16 protein-coding genes and 1 tRNA gene are annotated in these 15740 nt (G+C 73.7%); 10 read left to right on the top strand and 7 right to left on the bottom strand.

What is annotated here, in order from left to right; genetic code table 11:
* The first annotated feature begins 446 nt into the window (after positions 1–446).
* The 5 genes from dnaG to LWC33_RS09435 all read left to right on the top strand — a co-directional run bounded on the left by dnaG (position 447) and on the right by LWC33_RS09435 (position 7007).
* Complete coding sequence (dnaG, locus tag LWC33_RS09415; protein ID WP_233303884.1) at positions 447–2312, top strand: DNA primase; 1866 nt, start codon at positions 447–449, stop codon at positions 2310–2312.
* Positions 2313–2408: 96 nt separating this feature from the next.
* Positions 2409–2876, top strand: coding sequence for a hypothetical protein (locus tag LWC33_RS09420; RefSeq protein ID WP_233303885.1), 468 nt, complete (start codon positions 2409–2411; stop codon positions 2874–2876).
* A 44-nt stretch (positions 2877–2920) separates the two neighbouring features.
* Complete coding sequence (locus LWC33_RS09425) at positions 2921–3679, top strand: trans-aconitate 2-methyltransferase (RefSeq protein WP_233303886.1); 759 nt, start codon at positions 2921–2923, stop codon at positions 3677–3679.
* A gap of 100 nt (positions 3680–3779) precedes the next feature.
* Complete coding sequence (locus tag LWC33_RS09430) at positions 3780–5180, top strand: FAD-binding oxidoreductase (protein WP_233303887.1); 1401 nt, start codon at positions 3780–3782, stop codon at positions 5178–5180.
* Between the two features lie 141 nt (positions 5181–5321).
* A complete protein-coding gene (locus LWC33_RS09435) occupies positions 5322–7007 on the top strand; it encodes an EAL domain-containing protein (protein ID WP_233303888.1) in 1686 nt (561 codons plus the stop codon).
* On the opposite strand, the gene LWC33_RS09440 is transcribed toward LWC33_RS09435, so the two are convergent.
* A complete protein-coding gene (locus LWC33_RS09440; RefSeq protein ID WP_233303889.1) occupies positions 7004–7795 on the bottom strand; it encodes an NAD(P)H-dependent oxidoreductase in 792 nt (263 codons plus the stop codon). The genes LWC33_RS09435 and LWC33_RS09440 overlap by 4 nt on opposite strands.
* Positions 7796–7838: 43 nt before the next feature.
* Between LWC33_RS09440 and LWC33_RS09445 the strand changes: the two genes are divergently transcribed.
* A complete protein-coding gene (locus LWC33_RS09445) occupies positions 7839–8846 on the top strand; it encodes a GlxA family transcriptional regulator (RefSeq protein ID WP_233303890.1) in 1008 nt (335 codons plus the stop codon).
* Here LWC33_RS09445 and LWC33_RS09450 read toward each other — a convergent pair.
* Positions 8831–9499, bottom strand: a complete 669-nt coding sequence (locus LWC33_RS09450) for an AAA family ATPase (protein ID WP_233303891.1) — start codon at positions 9497–9499, stop codon at positions 8831–8833. The two genes, LWC33_RS09445 and LWC33_RS09450, sit on opposite strands and share 16 nt — an antisense overlap.
* 98 nt (positions 9500–9597) lie before the next feature.
* Positions 9598–9804: a hypothetical protein gene (locus LWC33_RS09455; protein ID WP_233303892.1), complete on the bottom strand. Its 207-nt coding sequence runs from the start codon at positions 9802–9804 to the stop codon at positions 9598–9600.
* A 161-nt stretch (positions 9805–9965) separates the two neighbouring features.
* Between LWC33_RS09455 and LWC33_RS09460 the strand changes: the two genes are divergently transcribed.
* Positions 9966–10038 (top strand) — tRNA-Asn (locus tag LWC33_RS09460).
* Positions 10039–10196: 158 nt separating this feature from the next.
* Positions 10197–10598, top strand: coding sequence for a hypothetical protein (locus LWC33_RS09465; protein ID WP_233303893.1), 402 nt, complete (start codon positions 10197–10199; stop codon positions 10596–10598).
* 400 nt (positions 10599–10998) lie between these two features.
* On the opposite strand, the gene LWC33_RS09470 is transcribed toward LWC33_RS09465, so the two are convergent.
* A complete protein-coding gene (locus tag LWC33_RS09470; RefSeq protein ID WP_233304026.1) occupies positions 10999–11568 on the bottom strand; it encodes a cadmium resistance transporter in 570 nt (189 codons plus the stop codon).
* A gap of 443 nt (positions 11569–12011) precedes the next feature.
* On the opposite strand from LWC33_RS09470, the gene LWC33_RS09475 reads away from it, so the two are divergent.
* Positions 12012–12416 carry a hypothetical protein gene (locus LWC33_RS09475; RefSeq protein WP_233303894.1) on the top strand — a complete coding sequence of 135 codons (405 nt, stop codon included), beginning with the start codon at positions 12012–12014 and terminating at the stop codon, positions 12414–12416.
* Between the two features lie 121 nt (positions 12417–12537).
* Here LWC33_RS09475 and LWC33_RS09480 read toward each other — a convergent pair whose 3' ends face one another.
* The 3 genes from LWC33_RS09480 to LWC33_RS09490 form a co-directional block, all read right to left on the bottom strand.
* A complete protein-coding gene (locus LWC33_RS09480) occupies positions 12538–12831 on the bottom strand; it encodes an ANTAR domain-containing protein (protein ID WP_233303895.1) in 294 nt (97 codons plus the stop codon).
* Between the two features lie 183 nt (positions 12832–13014).
* The gene (locus tag LWC33_RS09485; protein ID WP_233303896.1) at positions 13015–13326 is read right to left on the bottom strand and encodes a hypothetical protein; all 312 of its coding nucleotides are present in this window, start codon (positions 13324–13326) and stop codon (positions 13015–13017) included.
* A 253-nt stretch (positions 13327–13579) separates the two neighbouring features.
* Positions 13580–14845: a PP2C family protein-serine/threonine phosphatase gene (locus tag LWC33_RS09490; RefSeq protein ID WP_233303897.1), complete on the bottom strand. Its 1266-nt coding sequence runs from the start codon at positions 14843–14845 to the stop codon at positions 13580–13582.
* Positions 14846–15071: 226 nt separating this feature from the next.
* On the opposite strand from LWC33_RS09490, the gene LWC33_RS09495 reads away from it, so the two are divergent.
* Positions 15072–15740, top strand: coding sequence for a HEAT repeat domain-containing protein (locus LWC33_RS09495; protein ID WP_233303898.1), 669 nt, complete (start codon positions 15072–15074; stop codon positions 15738–15740).

Consider the following 15740-nt stretch of genomic DNA (forward strand, 5'->3'; position numbering starts at 1 on the left):
CCGCTCTGCCCATGATCGTGGTTCGTGGACGTGGAGGGTCGGAAATCGTCGGTCCACGTCCTGAAGCGATGATCTTGACTCGAGCGGGCTCCGGCGCTGGTCCAGGTTCGAGCCGGCCTGGGGGCTGCTCGTGGTTCGGGACGGCCTCGGGGCTGATCGTGCTCGGGCAGTCCCGGAGCTCGGTGGTCGGAGCGGGGTGTCGGCGGCTCGCGGTTCTTCCCCGGCACGGGACAGCCGGAGCCCCACCCCCCCTGCCCGTGATCGTCGCGAGTGGACGCGGAGGGTCGGAAATCGTCGCTCCCCATCCACGATCAATGATCTTGTCCGGCGGAGGCGCGTCTGTGGACGCGGGGCGGCACTGCCTGGGGCTCGGCGCGACGCGATCGGAGCTGCGGTGGGGGAATCCGCGGCCCGGGCCTCACGGGACACGGCCTAGACTCGGGGTCGTGGCAGGCCGCATCCGGGACAGCGACATCGCGGAGGTCCGCGACCGCACCCGGATCGAAGAGGTCGTCGGCGAGTACGTCGCGCTCCGCCGGGCCGGCGCGGGCTCGCTGAAGGGGTTGTGCCCCTTCCACGACGAGAAGACGCCGTCGTTCAACGTCCGGCCCACGCACGGCACGTTCCACTGCTTCGGCTGCGGCGAGGGCGGCAGCGCGATCGACTTCGTCATGAAGATGGAGCACATCGGCTTCGTCGAGGCGGTCGAGCGGCTCGCCGAGCGCTGCGGCGTCCGGCTCACCTACGAGGGTGGCGGGTCGAGCGTCCAGCGCGACCGCGGTACCCGCACCCGGCTGCTCGAGGCGAACAAGAAGGCGGCGGAGTTCTACGCGGCGCAGCTGCGCACGCCCGAGGGCGCCACGGCGATGCAGTTCCTCACCGCCCGCGGGTTCGGCGCGAACGCGGCCGAGCAGTTCGGCTGCGGCTACGCCCCGGCCGGCTGGGACAAGCTCACCAAACACCTGCTCTCCCAGGGCTTCTCGCTCGACGAGCTGGAGAAGGCCGGGCTGTCGAAGCCGGGTCGCCGCGGGCACATCGACCGCTTCCACCGCCGACTGCTGTGGCCGATCCGGGACCTGGGCGGCGACGTCGTCGGCTTCGGCGCCCGCCGCCTGTTCGACGACGACGGCATCGAGGCCAAGTACCTCAACACCACCGAGACCCCGGTCTACCGCAAGACCCACGTGCTGTTCGGCCTGGACCACGCCAAGCGCGAGATCGCCAAGACCCGGCGGGTCGTGGTGGTCGAGGGCTACACGGACGTCATGGCCATGCACCTGGCCGGTGAGCACACCGCCGTCGCGTCCTGCGGCACGGCCTTCGGCGCCGAACACATCAACGTCCTGCGCCGGCTGATGGGGGACGACTCGTTCGACCGCGGCGAGGTGATCTTCACCTTCGACGGGGACGCGGCGGGCCAGGCGGCCGCGCTCAAGGCGTTCGACGGCGACCAGTCCTTCGCCGCGCAGACCTTCGTGTGCATCGCGCCGGACGGGCAGGACCCCTGCGAGCTGCGGCAGGCGCACGGCGACACGGCGGTACGGGACCTCATCGCGCGCCGCGAGCCGCTGTTCGAGTTCGCGATCCGCCAGATCCTCCGGGACCACGACCTGGACCAGGCCGAGGGCCGCATCCAGGCGCTGCAGCGGGCCGTCCCGGTCGTCGCGAAGATCAAGCGCGAGGACCTGCGGGACGAGTACGCCCGCCGGCTCGCGGGCTGGGCCGGCTGGGAGGACATCGCGATGGTCGTGCGGCGGGTGCGTGAGGAGGCCGGGGTCGCCCCCGACCGCCCACGGGGCCGACGCCCGGAGCCGGTCGCGGCGCCGCGCCGGGACGACCCGCGGCTGCACCTGCAGCGCGAGGCGCTCAAGTCGGCCCTGCAGATCCCGGCGGTCGCCGGCCCGGCCTACGACGAGCTGCCCGAGCAGGTCTTCACCCATCCCGCCTTCGCCGCGGTGCACGTCGCCATCCAGAAGGCCGGCGGGGTGTGCGCGGGGATCGAGGGTCCGGCGTGGATCGAGGCGGTCACCACCGAGTGCGGCCCCGAAGAACGCAAGCTGCTCAGCGAGCTGGCCGTGGAGCCGCTGGAGCTGCCGCGCAAGCTCGGCGACGAGGCCCGCTACGTCGGCAGCGTGCTCGCCGGTGTGAAGCTCGCGCTGGTCGAGGCGCAGATCGCCGAGGTCAAGTCGCGTCTTCAGCGCACCAATCCGACCGAGGACCCGGAGCTGTACAACGAGCTCTTCGGCGACCTCGTCCCGCTCGAGCAGTACAAGATCGCGCTGCGCGAACAGGCGTCCGGAGCCCACCGATGACGCACTATGGAACCATAACGCGATTCGCCCGGTCCCTTTCCGGCACTATGGAACCATAATGCGATTCTCCGGACCCATCGCCGACGTCATGGAACCATGATGCGATCCCGCGGGCTGATGCTCCTGGCGCGGCTGCTCGGCAAGGAGGACCTGCCGGAGGGGTTCGCCGGCGAGCTCGAGGCGGAGGAGCACGTGGTCGCGACGGCCGACGTCGTGCGCGACGGCCACCTCGTCGTCACCAACCGGGGGGTGTGGTTCCCCGGCGAGCCCGAGCGGGTCGGATGGCACCTCGTCAGCAAGGCGACCTGGGCGGACGGTGCGATGACCTTCGTCGTGGCCACGCAGGAGGACCTCGGCCAGGCGTTCCTGCTGCACGACGGGCCGCCCCGCCGCTTCCCGCTCGGCGAGCCCGGCAAGGTGCCGCAGGCCGTGCACCAGCGCGTCACCGGCTCGATCGCCTCGCGCGAGCGCGCCACGATGCCCGACGGCCGCGAGGCTTGGGTGCTCGAACGTCGCGTCTCCGGGCGCGACGGCACGATCCGCCAGATCCACCCCGACCCGTGAGCATCCACGACACCTCACGCCATCCGCCGACCTGCGAGGACCGCATGGCGACCACCTGGGACCCCGCCCTCTACCTCGACTTCGACGACCACCGCGCCCGGCCCTTCCACGACCTGCTGGCCCGGGTGCGCACCACCGACCCGCGCCGGGTCGTCGACCTCGGCTGCGGCCCCGGCCACCTCACCCCGGTGCTGGCCGCGCGCTGGCCGGCCGCCGTCGTCGAAGCCCTCGACTCCTCGCCGGACATGGTCGAGGCGGCCCGCGCCGCCGGCGTCGACGCCCGGCTGCAGGGCGCCGAGGACTGGACTCCCGCCCCCGACACGGACCTCGTGGTCACGAACGCGGTGCTGCAGTGGGTGCCCACCCACACCGAGCTGATCCCGCGGTGGATCGCGGCGCTGCCGGCGGGGGCGACCTTCGCGATGCAGATCCCGGGCAACTTCTCCGCCCCCTCGCACGCGTTGGCGCGCGAGCTGGCGGCGGAGTGGGAGCAGCCGATCGTGCTGCGCAGCGAGCCCGCCGCGGCCGAGCCGGCGGAGTACGCCGAGCTGCTCGCCACGACCGGGGCGACCGCCGACGTCTGGGAGACGACCTACCTGCAGCGGCTCACCGGGGAGGACCCGGTGCTGCGCTGGATCAGCGGCACCGCCCTGCGCCCCGTGCGCGACGCGCTGGGTGAGGAGGACTACGCCCGGTTCGAGGCGCGGCTCGCCCCGCGCCTCCGGGCGGCCTACCCGGCGTCGGCCGACGGCAGCACCTGGTTCCCCTTCCGCCGGCTCTTCGCGGTCGCGCACAAGCCCTGAACCCCAGGGCGAACGCTGCGCGAACGCTGCGTTCCTAGCCTCGGTTCCCGGGTGCGGCCAGGGCACGGGCCGCACCCCCCGACGATCCGGGAGGGGAACCATGACCAGCACCGACACCACCGGCCCCGCATGGGCGCCCGAGCTCGCCGCCACCCTCCGCGGTCCGTTGGTCCGACCCGGGGACCCGGGCTACGACGAGGCCCGGGCCGTCTACAACGCGATGATCGACCGCAAGCCGGCGGCGATCGCGCGGGTCGCCGACGTCGCCGACGTGATCGCCTGCGTACGGGCGGCCCGCGGGAACGGGCTGCTGCTGGCGGTGCGCGGCGGCGGGCACAACGCCGCCGGGCTCGGCGTCGCCGACGGCGCGCTCGTCGTCGACCTCTCCGGCCTGCGCAGCACCACGGTCGACCCGGTCGCCCGCACGGTGCGCGCCGACGGCGGCTGCACCTGGGGCGACGTCGACCACGCCACCGCCGCCTTCGGCATGGCGACGCCGTCGGGGATCATCGGCACCACGGGCGTCGCCGGGCTGACCCTCGGCGGCGGCACGGGCAACCTCACCCGGCGCTTCGGCCTGACGATCGACAACCTGCTGTCCGCCGACGTCGTCCTCGCCGACGGTTCCTTCGTCCGGGCGAGCGCGGACGAGCACCCGGACCTGTTCTGGGCACTGCGCGGCGGCGGCGGGAACTTCGGGGTCGTCACCTCGTTCGTGTTCCGCTGCCACGAGATCGGTGAGAACGGCACCGTGATCGCCGGCCCCGTGTTCTACGACATGGACGACCTCGGCGAGGTCATGCACGGGTACCGCGAGCTGCTCCCGACGCTGCCCGAGGAGGTCAACGGCTGGCTCGGCATCGCCGCCGTCCCGCCGGTCCCGCTCTTCCCCGAGGCGCTGTGGAACCGCACCGTCTGCATGATCCTCTGGTGCTACAGCGGGCCGCACGCGATGGCCGACGAGGTCCTCGCGCCCGTGCGGGAGTTCGGCTCGCCGCTGCTCTTCGGCGTGGACGCGATGCCGTACGCCGTCCTGCAGGGCGTCTTCGACGACCTCTTCCCGCCGGGGCACCAGTGGTACTGGCGGGCGGACTTCGTGCGCGAGATCTCCGACGAGGCGATCGAGGTGCACCGCCGCTTCGGTGTGCGCCTGCCCACCGGCCAGTCGACCATGCACCTGTACCCGATCGACGGCGCCGTGGCCCGGGTCGGCGCGGAGGAGACGGCCTTCGCCTACCGCGGGGGCGGGTGGAACGGCGTGATCGTCGGCGTCGACCCCGACCCCGCGAACGCCGAGCTGATCACGAACTGGACCAAGGAGTACTACGACGCGCTGCACCCGCTGACCGAGGGCGCGGCATACGTGAACTTCATGATGGACGAGGGCGCCGACCGGGTGCGCGCCTCCTACCGGGAGAACTTCCCGCGGCTGCAGGAGGTCAAGCGCCGCTACGACCCCGGCAACCTCTTCCGGGTGAACCAGAACATCCCACCCTCCTGATGTGATCTCCGTCCGTTCACCCTCCGGCCACCCGCCGGGGGGTGGCCGGCCCGGCCCCCGTTCCGTCCATCGGGGACGGTCGCGACGCCCGCGACCGGTGCGCCAGCGCGACCCGGCCGCTCGACCGACGGAGGGACGGGCGTGACGATCGCGCAGGACGGGCCGGAGGGCCCCGCGGTGTGGGCCGCGTCGTACAGCCGGTCCGACGGCATCCGCCCGCTGTTCGCACCGATCGCGGACCTGGCCACCGGTGCGGTCGTGGCCGTCGAGGCGGTGCCGCGGCCGCGGGACGGGGCGATGGCCGGGGTCGTCGCGGCGGCCGCCCGGACGGACCGCCGGGCCGCGCTCGACGTCGGCGCCGCGGCCGCCGGGATCCGGCGGGCCGGCGGCTACGGTCTCGGCGTGCCCCTGCACGTCACGCTGCTGGCCGACACGGTCGCCGCGGACGAGGGCGCCCTCGACGAGCTGCACGCGGCCGTGCGGGACGCGGGGTTCGCGCCGCGGGACGTCGTCGTCCGGATCGCGGCGCCGATCGGCGACCCGGGCGACGCCGAGGTCGAGGCCGGCGCTCGTGGGCTGCGGTCCCGCGGCTACGGCATCGGGGTGGGGGAGGTCGGGCCGGCCGACCATCCGCTCGCCCTGATCGCCCGGCTGGCGCCCGACGTCGTCGCCCTCGATCCGGACCTCGCCGCCGCCCTCGATGCCGATCCGGGCGGCCAGGTGGTGCTCGACGCGGTCGCCCGCCTGTGCGGCCGCGCCGGTGCGGAGCTGGTCGCCGGCGGGATCGCGACGACCGCGGACCTGGAGGCCTTCCGCCGGCACGGCGTGCGCCGCGGCTGCGGCCCGCTGCTGGGCGCTCCCGGCCGCCGGCCCGTCGATCGGCTCGCGGGCCCGTTGCCCGCGCCGACCCCGCACGTCCGGCGGGTGCGTGCCGACCCGGCCGGGCCGGTGCTCGGCGACTTCGCCCGCCCGGCGGTGATGCTGCGCGACACCGCGACCGGCGCCGAGGCCCGTATCCTGTTCCAGGACTCGCCGGACCTCGGCGGCATCGTGCTCACCACGGCGTCGGAGCGGCCGGTGGCGATGCTGGAGCGCAACCGCTTCCTCCTCGCCGTCTCCGCGCGCTTCGGCTACGCCCTGCACGCCGAACGCCCGGTCCGGGACCTCGCCGATCCGGCGCGGGTGCTGCCGCTCGACGCGGACCCCCGGGAGGCTCTGCAGCTCGGCGGCCCCCGCCGGGCCCACGACGACATCGCGCTCGTCGACGGGTACGGGCGCTGCCGGGGCATCGCGCGGATCGGCGACGTGCTGCGGGCGGTCGCGGCGCTCGAGTACGACCGGGCGCTCGCCCTGCACCCGGTGACCGGTCTGCCCGGGGTGCCCGCGCTGACCGAGGCGCTCGAGCAGCGGCTGCTCGCCGGGCAGGGTGCCGGGATCGGGCTGGTCAGCGCCGACCTGGGCGCGCTGACCCTGCACGGCGGGTTCGACGCCGTCGTCGACGGGCTGCGCCGGGTCGCCCGCGCGGTGAGCGACGTGCTGCCCCGCTTCGCCGGCAGCAGCGCGGCGCACGGGACGGGTGACGACCTCGTCGTCGTCACCGACCTCGGCGCACCGCCCGCGCTCGACTCGGCCCTGCGCGCCGCGCTGACTGCGCACCGGGCACCCCGGGTCGCGACGACCTGGCTGCGCCAGCCGCCCGGGCTGCCGACCGGGGCGGCCGACGTCGCGCGCGAGCTCGGCCGGCTGCGCGAGCAGGCCCGCCGGCTGGGCCCGGACGCCGCGGTGTCCGCCGCCGCGGGCGAGCCACCGCGCCCGCTGGCCGGCTAACCGGCCGCGCGGACCTCGGCGGTGTCGGCGGTGTGCACGGACAGCCCCGCCTGCCCGGGCGCACGGTGCGGGCGCAGCACGAGGCTCTCGTCGTAGTCGCCGCCGTTCTGCGGGCGGTAGGGGAGCGGTGCCTCCGTTCCGAGGCCGGCCAACCGCTCGCGCAGCGCCGCCCCGGCCCGGGCGCCGTCCGCCTCGGTGAACCGGTCGGCCCCGGGGATCAGCAGCGGCGGCAGCACGGTGGCACCGGCGTAGAAGAGCGTGCCGTGCAACAGCGGGAACAGCAGTTCCTCGGCGTGCCCGTTGATCCCGCGCGGCCCGAACACCGGGTCCGGACCCCCGGTCGTCGTGACGACGAGGGCCCGCTTCCCGGCGAGCACGCCGTCGCCGTAGCGGCGCGTGCGCCCGTCCGGACCGCGCACCCCGTAGGCGAACCCCTCGACGAACACCCGGTCCACCCAGCCCTTGAGGATCGCGGGCAGCCCGAACCACCACAGCGGGAACTGCAGCACCAGCGCGTCCGCCCGGCGGAGCTTCGCCTGTTCGGCCCGGATCTCCGGCGGCAGCGTCCCGGCGTCGAACGCCCGCCGGGACGCGGTGGAGACCGACAGCCGCTCGTCGGCGTCGAGCCCGTAGTCCGACCTGGTCAGCACCGGGTCCCACCGCATCGCGTACAGATCGGACACCTCGACCTCGTGCCCCTGCTCCACCAGCGCGGTCCGGCCCTCCGCCGCCAGCACGCCGGTCAACGAGCGCGGCTCCGGATGCGCGACCACCCACAGAACGTCCATGCCCCGATCCTGAGGACCGCCGGCCCCACGGACCAGTGGCCGGATGGACAGCATGTGCGAAGATCGGGCCATGGCGACCGAGCGGCACCGGGTGGCGGTCCTCGTGCGGGACGGGCTCCTGCCCATGGAGCTCGGCATCGTCCACCGGCTGTTCGGGCAGGCCCGCGATGCCGCCGACCGGCCGCTGTACGAGGTCCTGACCTGCGCGCTCGTTCCCGGGGCCGTCCGCACGGACGCCGACTTCCCCGTCCTCGTGGAGCACGGGCCCGAGGTGCTCGACACGGCGGACACCGTGATCGTCCCGGCGTCGGACCTCGACTACGCGCCGTCGCCGCCGCCCCCGGGGCTCGCCGAGGCGCTCGCCCGGATCCGGCCGGGCACCCGGATCGCGTCGATCTGCACGGGCTCGTTCGTCCTGGCCGCGGCGGGCCTGCTCGACGGGCGCCCGGCCACCACGCACTGGAAGTGCGCCGCCCGGTTCCGCGAGCTGTACCCGGAGGTCGACCTCGATCCCGACGTCCTCTACACCGATGCGGACGGCGTCCTGACGTCGGCGGGCGAGGCCGCCGGTATCGACCTCTGCCTGCACATGATCCGCTCCGACCACGGCGCGGCGGTGGCCAACGAGGTCGCCCGCGGCACCGTCGTCCCGCCGCACCGCGACGGCGGGCAGGCCCAGTACCTGCGGCGCCCGGTGCCCGAGCCGGCGGTGTCGTCGACGGCCCGGGCGCGGGCGTGGGCGCTGGAGAACCTGCACCGTCCCGTCACGCTGCGGGAGCTGGCCGCGCGCGAGTCCACCAGCACCCGCACCTTCACCCGGCGGTTCCGCGACGAGATGGGCACCTCGCCGGGGCAGTGGCTCACCCGGCAACGCGTCGAGCGGGCCCGTGCACTGCTGGAGGAGAGCGACCTGTCCGTCGACGACGTCGCGGATCGGGCCGGGTTCGGCACCGCCGGCTCGATGCGGCTGCACCTGCAGGCGGAGCTCGGCGTCTCACCGACCGCGTACCGGCGGACCTTCCGCAGCCGGGTGGCTCAGCCGAGCAGGTGACGCAGGACCCGGTCGGGGTCGGCGAGGAAGTCGCGGGTGGTGCGGACGGGCAGGGCGTCGTCGTAGGAGACGGTGCCCAGGCCGCCGTCGTCGCCGATCTCGAGGATCCGGGCGCCGGGCAGGGCCAGCAGGATCGGCGAGTGGGTGGCAACGAGGAACTGCGAGCCTCGGGCGGTCAGGTCGTGGATGCGGGCGAGCGCCGCGAGCTGACCGCTCGTGGAGAGCGCGGCCTCGGGCTCGTCGAGCAGGTAGAGCCCGCGCGGGTGGAAGCGGTGGGTGAGCAGGTCGAGGAAGGACTGGCCGTGCGAGCGCTCGTGCGGGGACACACCGCCGTAGGCCGGCATCAGCGGCGCGGCTCCGGGCTCGCGGTCGAGGCGTTCGATCTCCGTGGCGACGTTGTAGTACGACTCGGCGCGCAGGAAGAAGGAGGAGCGTTCCCTGCCCGGCGCCCGCCCGATCCGCAGCGACCCGCCCAGCGCGGACTCGCTCGCGCGGGTGGCGAAGGCGAAGTTCCGCGAGCCGCCCTCGGCGTTGAACCCGGCCGCGACGGCGATCGCCTCGACCAGCGTCGACTTGCCGGACCCGTTCTCGCCCACCAGGAACGTGACGCCCGGACCGAACTCCAGCCGTCGTCCGCGCAGGGCGGCGACCACGGGCAGGGCGAACGGGTAGCGGTCCCAGCCCGCCTCGGGCTCGTCGATCTCGACGCGCCGTACATACAGCCCCGCCCCGCGCGGGGGACGGACTCGGGTCAGCGCGCCGGCCCGTTCGAGCCGGAGCTCTGCGAGCCGCCCTTCACGACGTCCTCGACGCGGGCCCGTACCACGCCGGCGGCCCCCTGGACCGCGGGGTGGTCGGCCACGCGCTGGTAGGTGCGGTGCAACTGTTCGTAGCGCTCGTGACCGGCCTTCGCGCCCAGCACGTAGCCGACCGCGGCACCCAGCAGGAACTTGAGCATGTCGCCTCCACGGCAGGACGGTCGTGATCGGTGCCCCCATCCTGCCTCAGCATCCCGGCCGCCGGCTCGCCCAGGGCGGGGGAGGGGGGTGCCGGGGGCCCGGAACCCGTGTTGTAGGGTTTCGCTTGTCAGCGAGCGGGGCGCCGCTCGCCGGCCGGCGGTCCTCCGTAGCTCAATTGGCAGAGCATGCGACTGTTAATCGCAGGGTTACTGGTTCGAGTCCAGTCGGAGGAGCTTTCTCCCCAGCTCACAGGCCTGATCCGGCCTGCCAGGAAGATCACGGCCCCACCTTATCCCCACGTTTGACGGCCGTTCGGAAGATCAGCCACGGTTACGACGGGTCTGAAGTCCCAGCAGTTGCGGGCGAGTGGCTCGCGGCGTTCGCTGTCCCTGTGACGTCCGACTCCGACCACAGCGCCCGGTCGTCAGATTCCGTCGAGGAGCCGGACGATCTGACGGCTTCCTTGCGGCGTCGCAGGGAGGAGATCGACGAGCGCATCGACCAGTTGAAGGAACGCCGGGCCGAGATCGAGCATCGCGCAGAGCAGGGCCACGGCTCCACGGCAGAGCAGGCGGCGGAAGCGCATGCGCATGCCGAGCGGGCACACGAGAAGGCCGCGGACGCGCACCAGAGGGCGGCCGAGCGCCACGAGGAGTCAGCGGCCGTGCACGAGTACGTGGCCGAGGTGTTGGACGAGCACGATCGTGCTGGTCGCAGTCAGGCACATCGCCGGGCGGCCGGGAAGGACCGTGAGGCGGGGGTCGAGATGCGTGAGGCAGCTCGAGAGGAGTAGTCGTGCCCCTGCTACCGCAGGGCGGCGTCGCCGTCGGGGAGCCCGAGGCCACCCGAGTAAGCGCCGAGCCAGCCGGTGCCGCCGCCTTGTCCATGGGGGCTGCTGACCGCGTGGCGCAGGACGTCGTTCGAATGCACCTCGGCGTGCAGCACGAGCGGTCCAGTCTGGCGATTCTGCAGGATCGCGTTCGTGCACGCCTCGTCGAGCGCGAGGACGGGCCATTCGGCTGCGCTCCGGCCAGTTCAGGTCGACCAGCCACGTCGACACCGCCCGACGCATCGGTGCGAGCGTAGGCCACACCGGGAAGCAGGACACCTCGCTGAGGTCCACCGCGAGGCGGCGCCGAGGACCCACGGCTCGGCAGGCGCCGCGTAGGCAGGTGTCGAAGCCGTCCGGCGGATCAGAGGCCGAAGGCTCCGCCTTCGACAAGGATGAGCAGGCCGATCCCGATCAGGACGATCGGCAGCACGATGTGGCCCCAGCGGCTGAGCGCCCTGGCGACGAGCGGGCGCGTGGCGAAGAAGCGACCCAGGGCACACCACACGGCGACGAGGACGAGGAACACCAGGCAGTGGACGACCATGCCGCCGATGCCGCTGGTGGTGAACACCGGGACGTAGACGCCGATGTTGTCGCCGCCGTTGGCGAAGGTCACGGCGGCCACCGCGAGGATCGACGGTCCGGCGCTGGAGTCTGTCCCTCGGGCGTCCTCGTCGGCGTCGTCGTGATGGCGCCAGACCTGCCAGGCGGCCCGGATGCCGAGCAGCAGGGGCAGCAGGCCGAGGTAGGGGATGACCGAATCCGGGAGGAGCCCGGCACCGAGCGCCCCGACGACGGACGCGGCCAGGATGGCAAGGAAGCCGAGGTACTGCCCGGCTGCGACCCGGATCTCGGCGGAGCGACGCCCGGCGGCCTGCCCGAAGAACAGGGCGAGGACCAGGATGTCGTCGATGTTCGTGACGGCGAACATCCCGGCGGCCTGGCCGATCTGGCTCAGCACCTGGTCTCCCTGCTGTCCGCCCGCTCGCCTCGACTTCACAGTGACACAGAGGTGCGGGGACCGCGTCGGAGGTGCCCGGTCCTTCACCTCACGGCGTTGTCGGGAGGTACGCGAGCACAGACCCGTTCAGCGGCTCCGAAGATCATCGCTGGCTCCTCCGGGCCGTCGCCGGGCCGTTGAAGGCCGCCCGACAACGGAAATTTCGCAGCTCAACGAGGCCGACTCACCACAAAAGTCGATCTTGGTTCGCAGGGTTACGGTTCGAGTCCAGTCGGAGGAGGAGCTTCTCCCCAGCTCACGGGCCTGATACGGCCTGTTTTCACGATCAGCCTCCGCGTGACCCACATCTGCCGCGGGCCGTGGCGCTTCGTGTGGCGGTTGTGCAGATCGACTCGACGGCGTTGCCTGGTCGGATGGCGCACGACGACCGGGCCGAGCCCGAGTCCCCGACTGCCGAGGAGGACGCGCGGGCGGCGGCGCTGCGACGTCGTCGGGAGCAGATCGTGGAGCGCCTCGCGCAGCTGCACGAACGGCTGGGCGAGATCGAGCGGCAGAACAGGCACGGACACGGCTCGACGGCCGAGGCCGCTGCGGAGGCGCAGGCCAACGCCGACCGGTCGCACGAGTACTCCGTGGAGGCGCACCAGCGGGCGGCAGAGCGTCACGAGAAGTCCGCCGAGGTGCACGAACGCGTCGCCGCGTTGCTCGACGAGCTCGGCCGAGCGGACCGCGCGCAGGCGCATCGCCGGGAGGCCGAGCTGGCCCGCGAGGCGGCCGACGCTGCGTATCGCGCCGCCGCGGCGGACCCACGCGACTAGGCCGTGTTCAAGAAGTCCCTGATCGCGGTCTTCGCGCCCAGATCGCGCCTGGCGGCGCTGCCGCCCGCGGCCGAGTACGCCCCTTGCCCGGCCGTGCAGGGAAGGCCGGTCGATCCCGACCTCACGAAAGCAGCTCACCGCTCTCGACGAGCGCCTGCGCGACCTCCCGGACCGTCCGGTTGCTCGCCCGGCCGGCACGGACGATCGCGGCGAACGCCTCGTCGGGTGTGATGCGGTGCCGCTCGACGAGTATGCCGATCGCGATGCCGGTCGTCCTGGCGTTCTCGACAGCGCACTCCAGGTGCTCGGTGCGGGCGCGCGCCGCCTCGAGAGCCCGGAGGAGTTCTCGCTCGGTCGTCTTCTGGCGGCTCGCGAGGATCTCGAGCTGGGCGGCCCAGGGCTGTTCCGGGCGCATGACCGGCCCTCCGTCGGCACGGGAAGCGGTGTGCTCCGCCGGCAGTTCCCGCTGCGCGCCGTCCTACTCGCTCCAGGGGTCACGGCGCCCGGTCGACCGGGTCCGCAGATCCCGGGCCAGGGCGGCCTTCGCTCGCGGCCCCGTGCTCGCGCGCCCCGGCGCGTCGACAGGCGTCGGCGGCCTCTACCTGTCCCCGAGCGCATCGGCCCGGGCCTCGAACACGCCGGCCAGGTGCGCATGCGTGTCCGCAGCGCGTCGATAGCGCTCAGCCGCCCGCCTGTGGGCCTGCAGCGCGCACTCGTGCGCCTTCACCGCATGCGCCTGGGCTTCCGAGACCAGAACCGGTGTCGATCGCGGAGGTCCGTCCGCGAGTGCCCCTTCCCGTGCGCTCAGCTCCGCCAGCCGCGCCCGGACCTCGGCGAGACGCTCGATCAGCGCATCCCGGAAGTCGTCGTGACCGGGACCGACGCGGTGATGCGGATCGAGCGAGGCCATGCCCGCCTCCCAGGATCGAAGCCGGCCACAGGGGCACCGTCCCGGCACACTTCGACCAGTGGCTGTGCGGACGGAAGCGTAGCGGCCGTCGACCGCACTCGACACCATCCGAACTCGACGAGCACGACCGTGCCGGCCGCGCCGCTGCCAGACCTGGGCCGGCTCGTGCCCACGTCCCTCGTCGGGCGGCCCGGGAGAACTGCGAGGCGGCCGACGACGCCCACGACGTCGCGGCCGAGGAGCAGTGGATTCGTCACCCGACGACGGACCCGGAGCCCGTGCTCTCGTCGGCGCCGCCACGACTGCGCCGCCGCCGGGGCGGGCCGCCGTACCAGTCGAGACACATCACCGTGGCGTCGTCGCGCAGGTCGCCGTCCGTGGCGTCCAGGAGGGCCGCCCCGAGGGCCTGCACGACCTCCCGGGGATGGGCGCTGCGGGTCTTGAGCAGCATGTCGATCAGGGGCAGGTGAGCGGCGTCGCGTTCGAGCATGCCGTCGGTGAGGAACACGATCCTGTCGCCCGGTTCCAGCACGAGCTCCTGGACCCGGTACCGCCACTCGGGGTCGATCCCGAACGGGATGTCCACGGCGAGCTCGACCTCCTCGACCAGCCCGTCGCGCACGCGCAGGGGACGAGGGTGGCCGGCGTTGACGATCCCGGCCCGTTCCGCTATCAGGTCGATCCGCGCGATCTGGCCGGTGACCAGCTCTCCTGTCCCGGTGTGCCGGACCAGGTCGCGGTTGACGTCGTCGGCCTGCTGCGCGAGGGTCCGCCCGGTACGGCGGCTGTTGCGCAGGCTGTTCACCGCCAGCGTGGCGAGCATCGCGGCCTCCAGCCCGTGACCCACGGCGTCGGTCATCGACAGCTGCACGCTGTCCCGGTCGAGCACGTAGTCGAAAGTGTCGCCGGCCATGCGCGCGGAGGGCTCCAGCCAGCCGGCGAGGGTGAACTGGCTGGCCTCGCAGGTGTAGGCGTCGGGCAGCAGCCGGTGCTGGATCTCCGCCGGGACCGACAGCGGCGTGGTGCGCTGCCCCCAGGCGTAGAGGTCGGTGAAGCGGCGGTTGGCGATGACGATGAAGGCCAGCGCGTGCCCGGCGGCGGCGAGCTCGGCGAGCACCTCGGCCCCGGGGCGGTTCGGGAGGGTCATCTCGAGGACGCCGATCGCGTCGCCGCGGTCGGTGACCGGGACGACGACGCGGACCTCGCCGGCCGCCGCCTCCTCGTGCTCGACGACGGGTTCCTGGAACTGCAGCACGCGGTCGTAGACGGTGCTCTCCAGGGGAATCCTCTCGGAGCCGTCGGGCCCGGGGCCGTCCCCGCCCTCGCCCTCGCCGGGGCCGCGGGTCAGCCGGACGACCGCCCGGCCGCTCAAGTCGGCGATGAGGAACGCGACCCGGCTCGCCCCGAACAGCTCCGCGAGCTGGTTCGAAACCTCCTCGACCGCGTCCGCCGGGGCTGCCGCCTCCACCGCCTCGAGCAGGTCCCGCACCGCCAACCGCGACGCGTGTCGCCCGGCCATGAACACCCCTCCTCGGTCGTCGGCAGCGTCCCGCCGCGGTCGCGACCGTCCTCCGACACACGTGCGACGTGACCCAGGGGATACCCACGGCGGCGAGAACAACCGGAGGAGGCGGCGGGAGAACCCCGCGCGGGCGAGGTGGCCGAGCCCCGGGGTGCAGCCGTCCTCGGTCCCGTGGGTCCGCGAGCTTGACCTTGACACCGTGACAAGGCTTTGGATCGTGGGCATGACCGGTGTACGTGAGGGGGCGGGCCTCGAGCTGAGGTCCGCCCTGGAGAGTCCTGCCGCCTCGGCGCGTCTGCACGCGGCGCTGAACGCCGGGATACGCCCGGACCCCGAGCACGTCGAGGTCCTGGTCCGGCGGTGCGCGGTGGAGCCCGACTTCTTCGTCCGCGACATGCTGAGCTGGGCGCTCACCCGGCACGACGTCGCGCTCACGGTGGAGCGGTTGCTGGACGAGCTCGGATCGGACGTCCCTCAGGGGCGGAGCCAGGCCCTCCACACGCTCTCGAAGATCGGCGACGCCCGGACGTGGCCCGCGATCACCACCGCACTCCTGACGGACGAGGACGACGAGGTCGCCCGGACGGCCTGGCGGACCGCGGCCGGGCTCGTCCCGGAGGGTCGTGAGACCGGCCTCGCCGAGACGTTGGCCACGCAGTTCGACCGCGGGGACGGCGAGGTGCAGCGGAGCCTCAGCCGTGCCTTCGTCGCCCTCGGAGCGGCGGTCCTGCCCGTCGTCGAGCGCGCGATCACCGCGCGGGACGCGGGCGTGCGCACGCACGCGCTCGCCACGAAGCGGCTCATGCAGCACCCCGACGAGGGGTTCGACGCCGCGATCGCGGAGGCACGCCGGACCGTCGCGCTCCGCGGGGCGCCGCTCGTGGAGGAGTGA

It is taken from the genome of Pseudonocardia terrae (genome assembly GCF_021343995.1).
In the GTDB taxonomy this organism is placed as follows: Bacteria; Actinomycetota; Actinomycetes; order Mycobacteriales; family Pseudonocardiaceae; genus Pseudonocardia; species Pseudonocardia terrae.

Bases quoted from the DNA above. Each gene is read 5' to 3' on its own strand.
- LWC33_RS09420 (WP_233303885.1), top strand. From the start codon at position 2,409: ATGATGCGATCCCGCGGGCTGATGCTCCTGGCGCGGCTGCTCGGCAAG.
- LWC33_RS09425 (WP_233303886.1), top strand. From the start codon at position 2,921: ATGGCGACCACCTGGGACCCCGCCCTCTACCTCGACTTCGACGACCAC.
- LWC33_RS09430 (WP_233303887.1), top strand. From the start codon at position 3,780: ATGACCAGCACCGACACCACCGGCCCCGCATGGGCGCCCGAGCTCGCC.
- LWC33_RS09440 (WP_233303889.1), bottom strand. From the start codon at position 7,795: ATGGACGTTCTGTGGGTGGTCGCGCATCCGGAGCCGCGCTCGTTGACC.
- LWC33_RS09445 (WP_233303890.1), top strand. From the start codon at position 7,839: ATGGACAGCATGTGCGAAGATCGGGCCATGGCGACCGAGCGGCACCGG.
- LWC33_RS09455 (WP_233303892.1), bottom strand. From the start codon at position 9,804: ATGCTCAAGTTCCTGCTGGGTGCCGCGGTCGGCTACGTGCTGGGCGCG.
- LWC33_RS09470 (WP_233304026.1), bottom strand. From the start codon at position 11,568: ATGTTCGCCGTCACGAACATCGACGACATCCTGGTCCTCGCCCTGTTC.
- LWC33_RS09475 (WP_233303894.1), top strand. From the start codon at position 12,012: ATGGCGCACGACGACCGGGCCGAGCCCGAGTCCCCGACTGCCGAGGAG.
- LWC33_RS09480 (WP_233303895.1), bottom strand. From the start codon at position 12,831: ATGCGCCCGGAACAGCCCTGGGCCGCCCAGCTCGAGATCCTCGCGAGC.
- LWC33_RS09485 (WP_233303896.1), bottom strand. From the start codon at position 13,326: ATGGCCTCGCTCGATCCGCATCACCGCGTCGGTCCCGGTCACGACGAC.
- LWC33_RS09490 (WP_233303897.1), bottom strand. From the start codon at position 14,845: ATGGCCGGGCGACACGCGTCGCGGTTGGCGGTGCGGGACCTGCTCGAG.
- LWC33_RS09495 (WP_233303898.1), top strand. From the start codon at position 15,072: ATGACCGGTGTACGTGAGGGGGCGGGCCTCGAGCTGAGGTCCGCCCTG.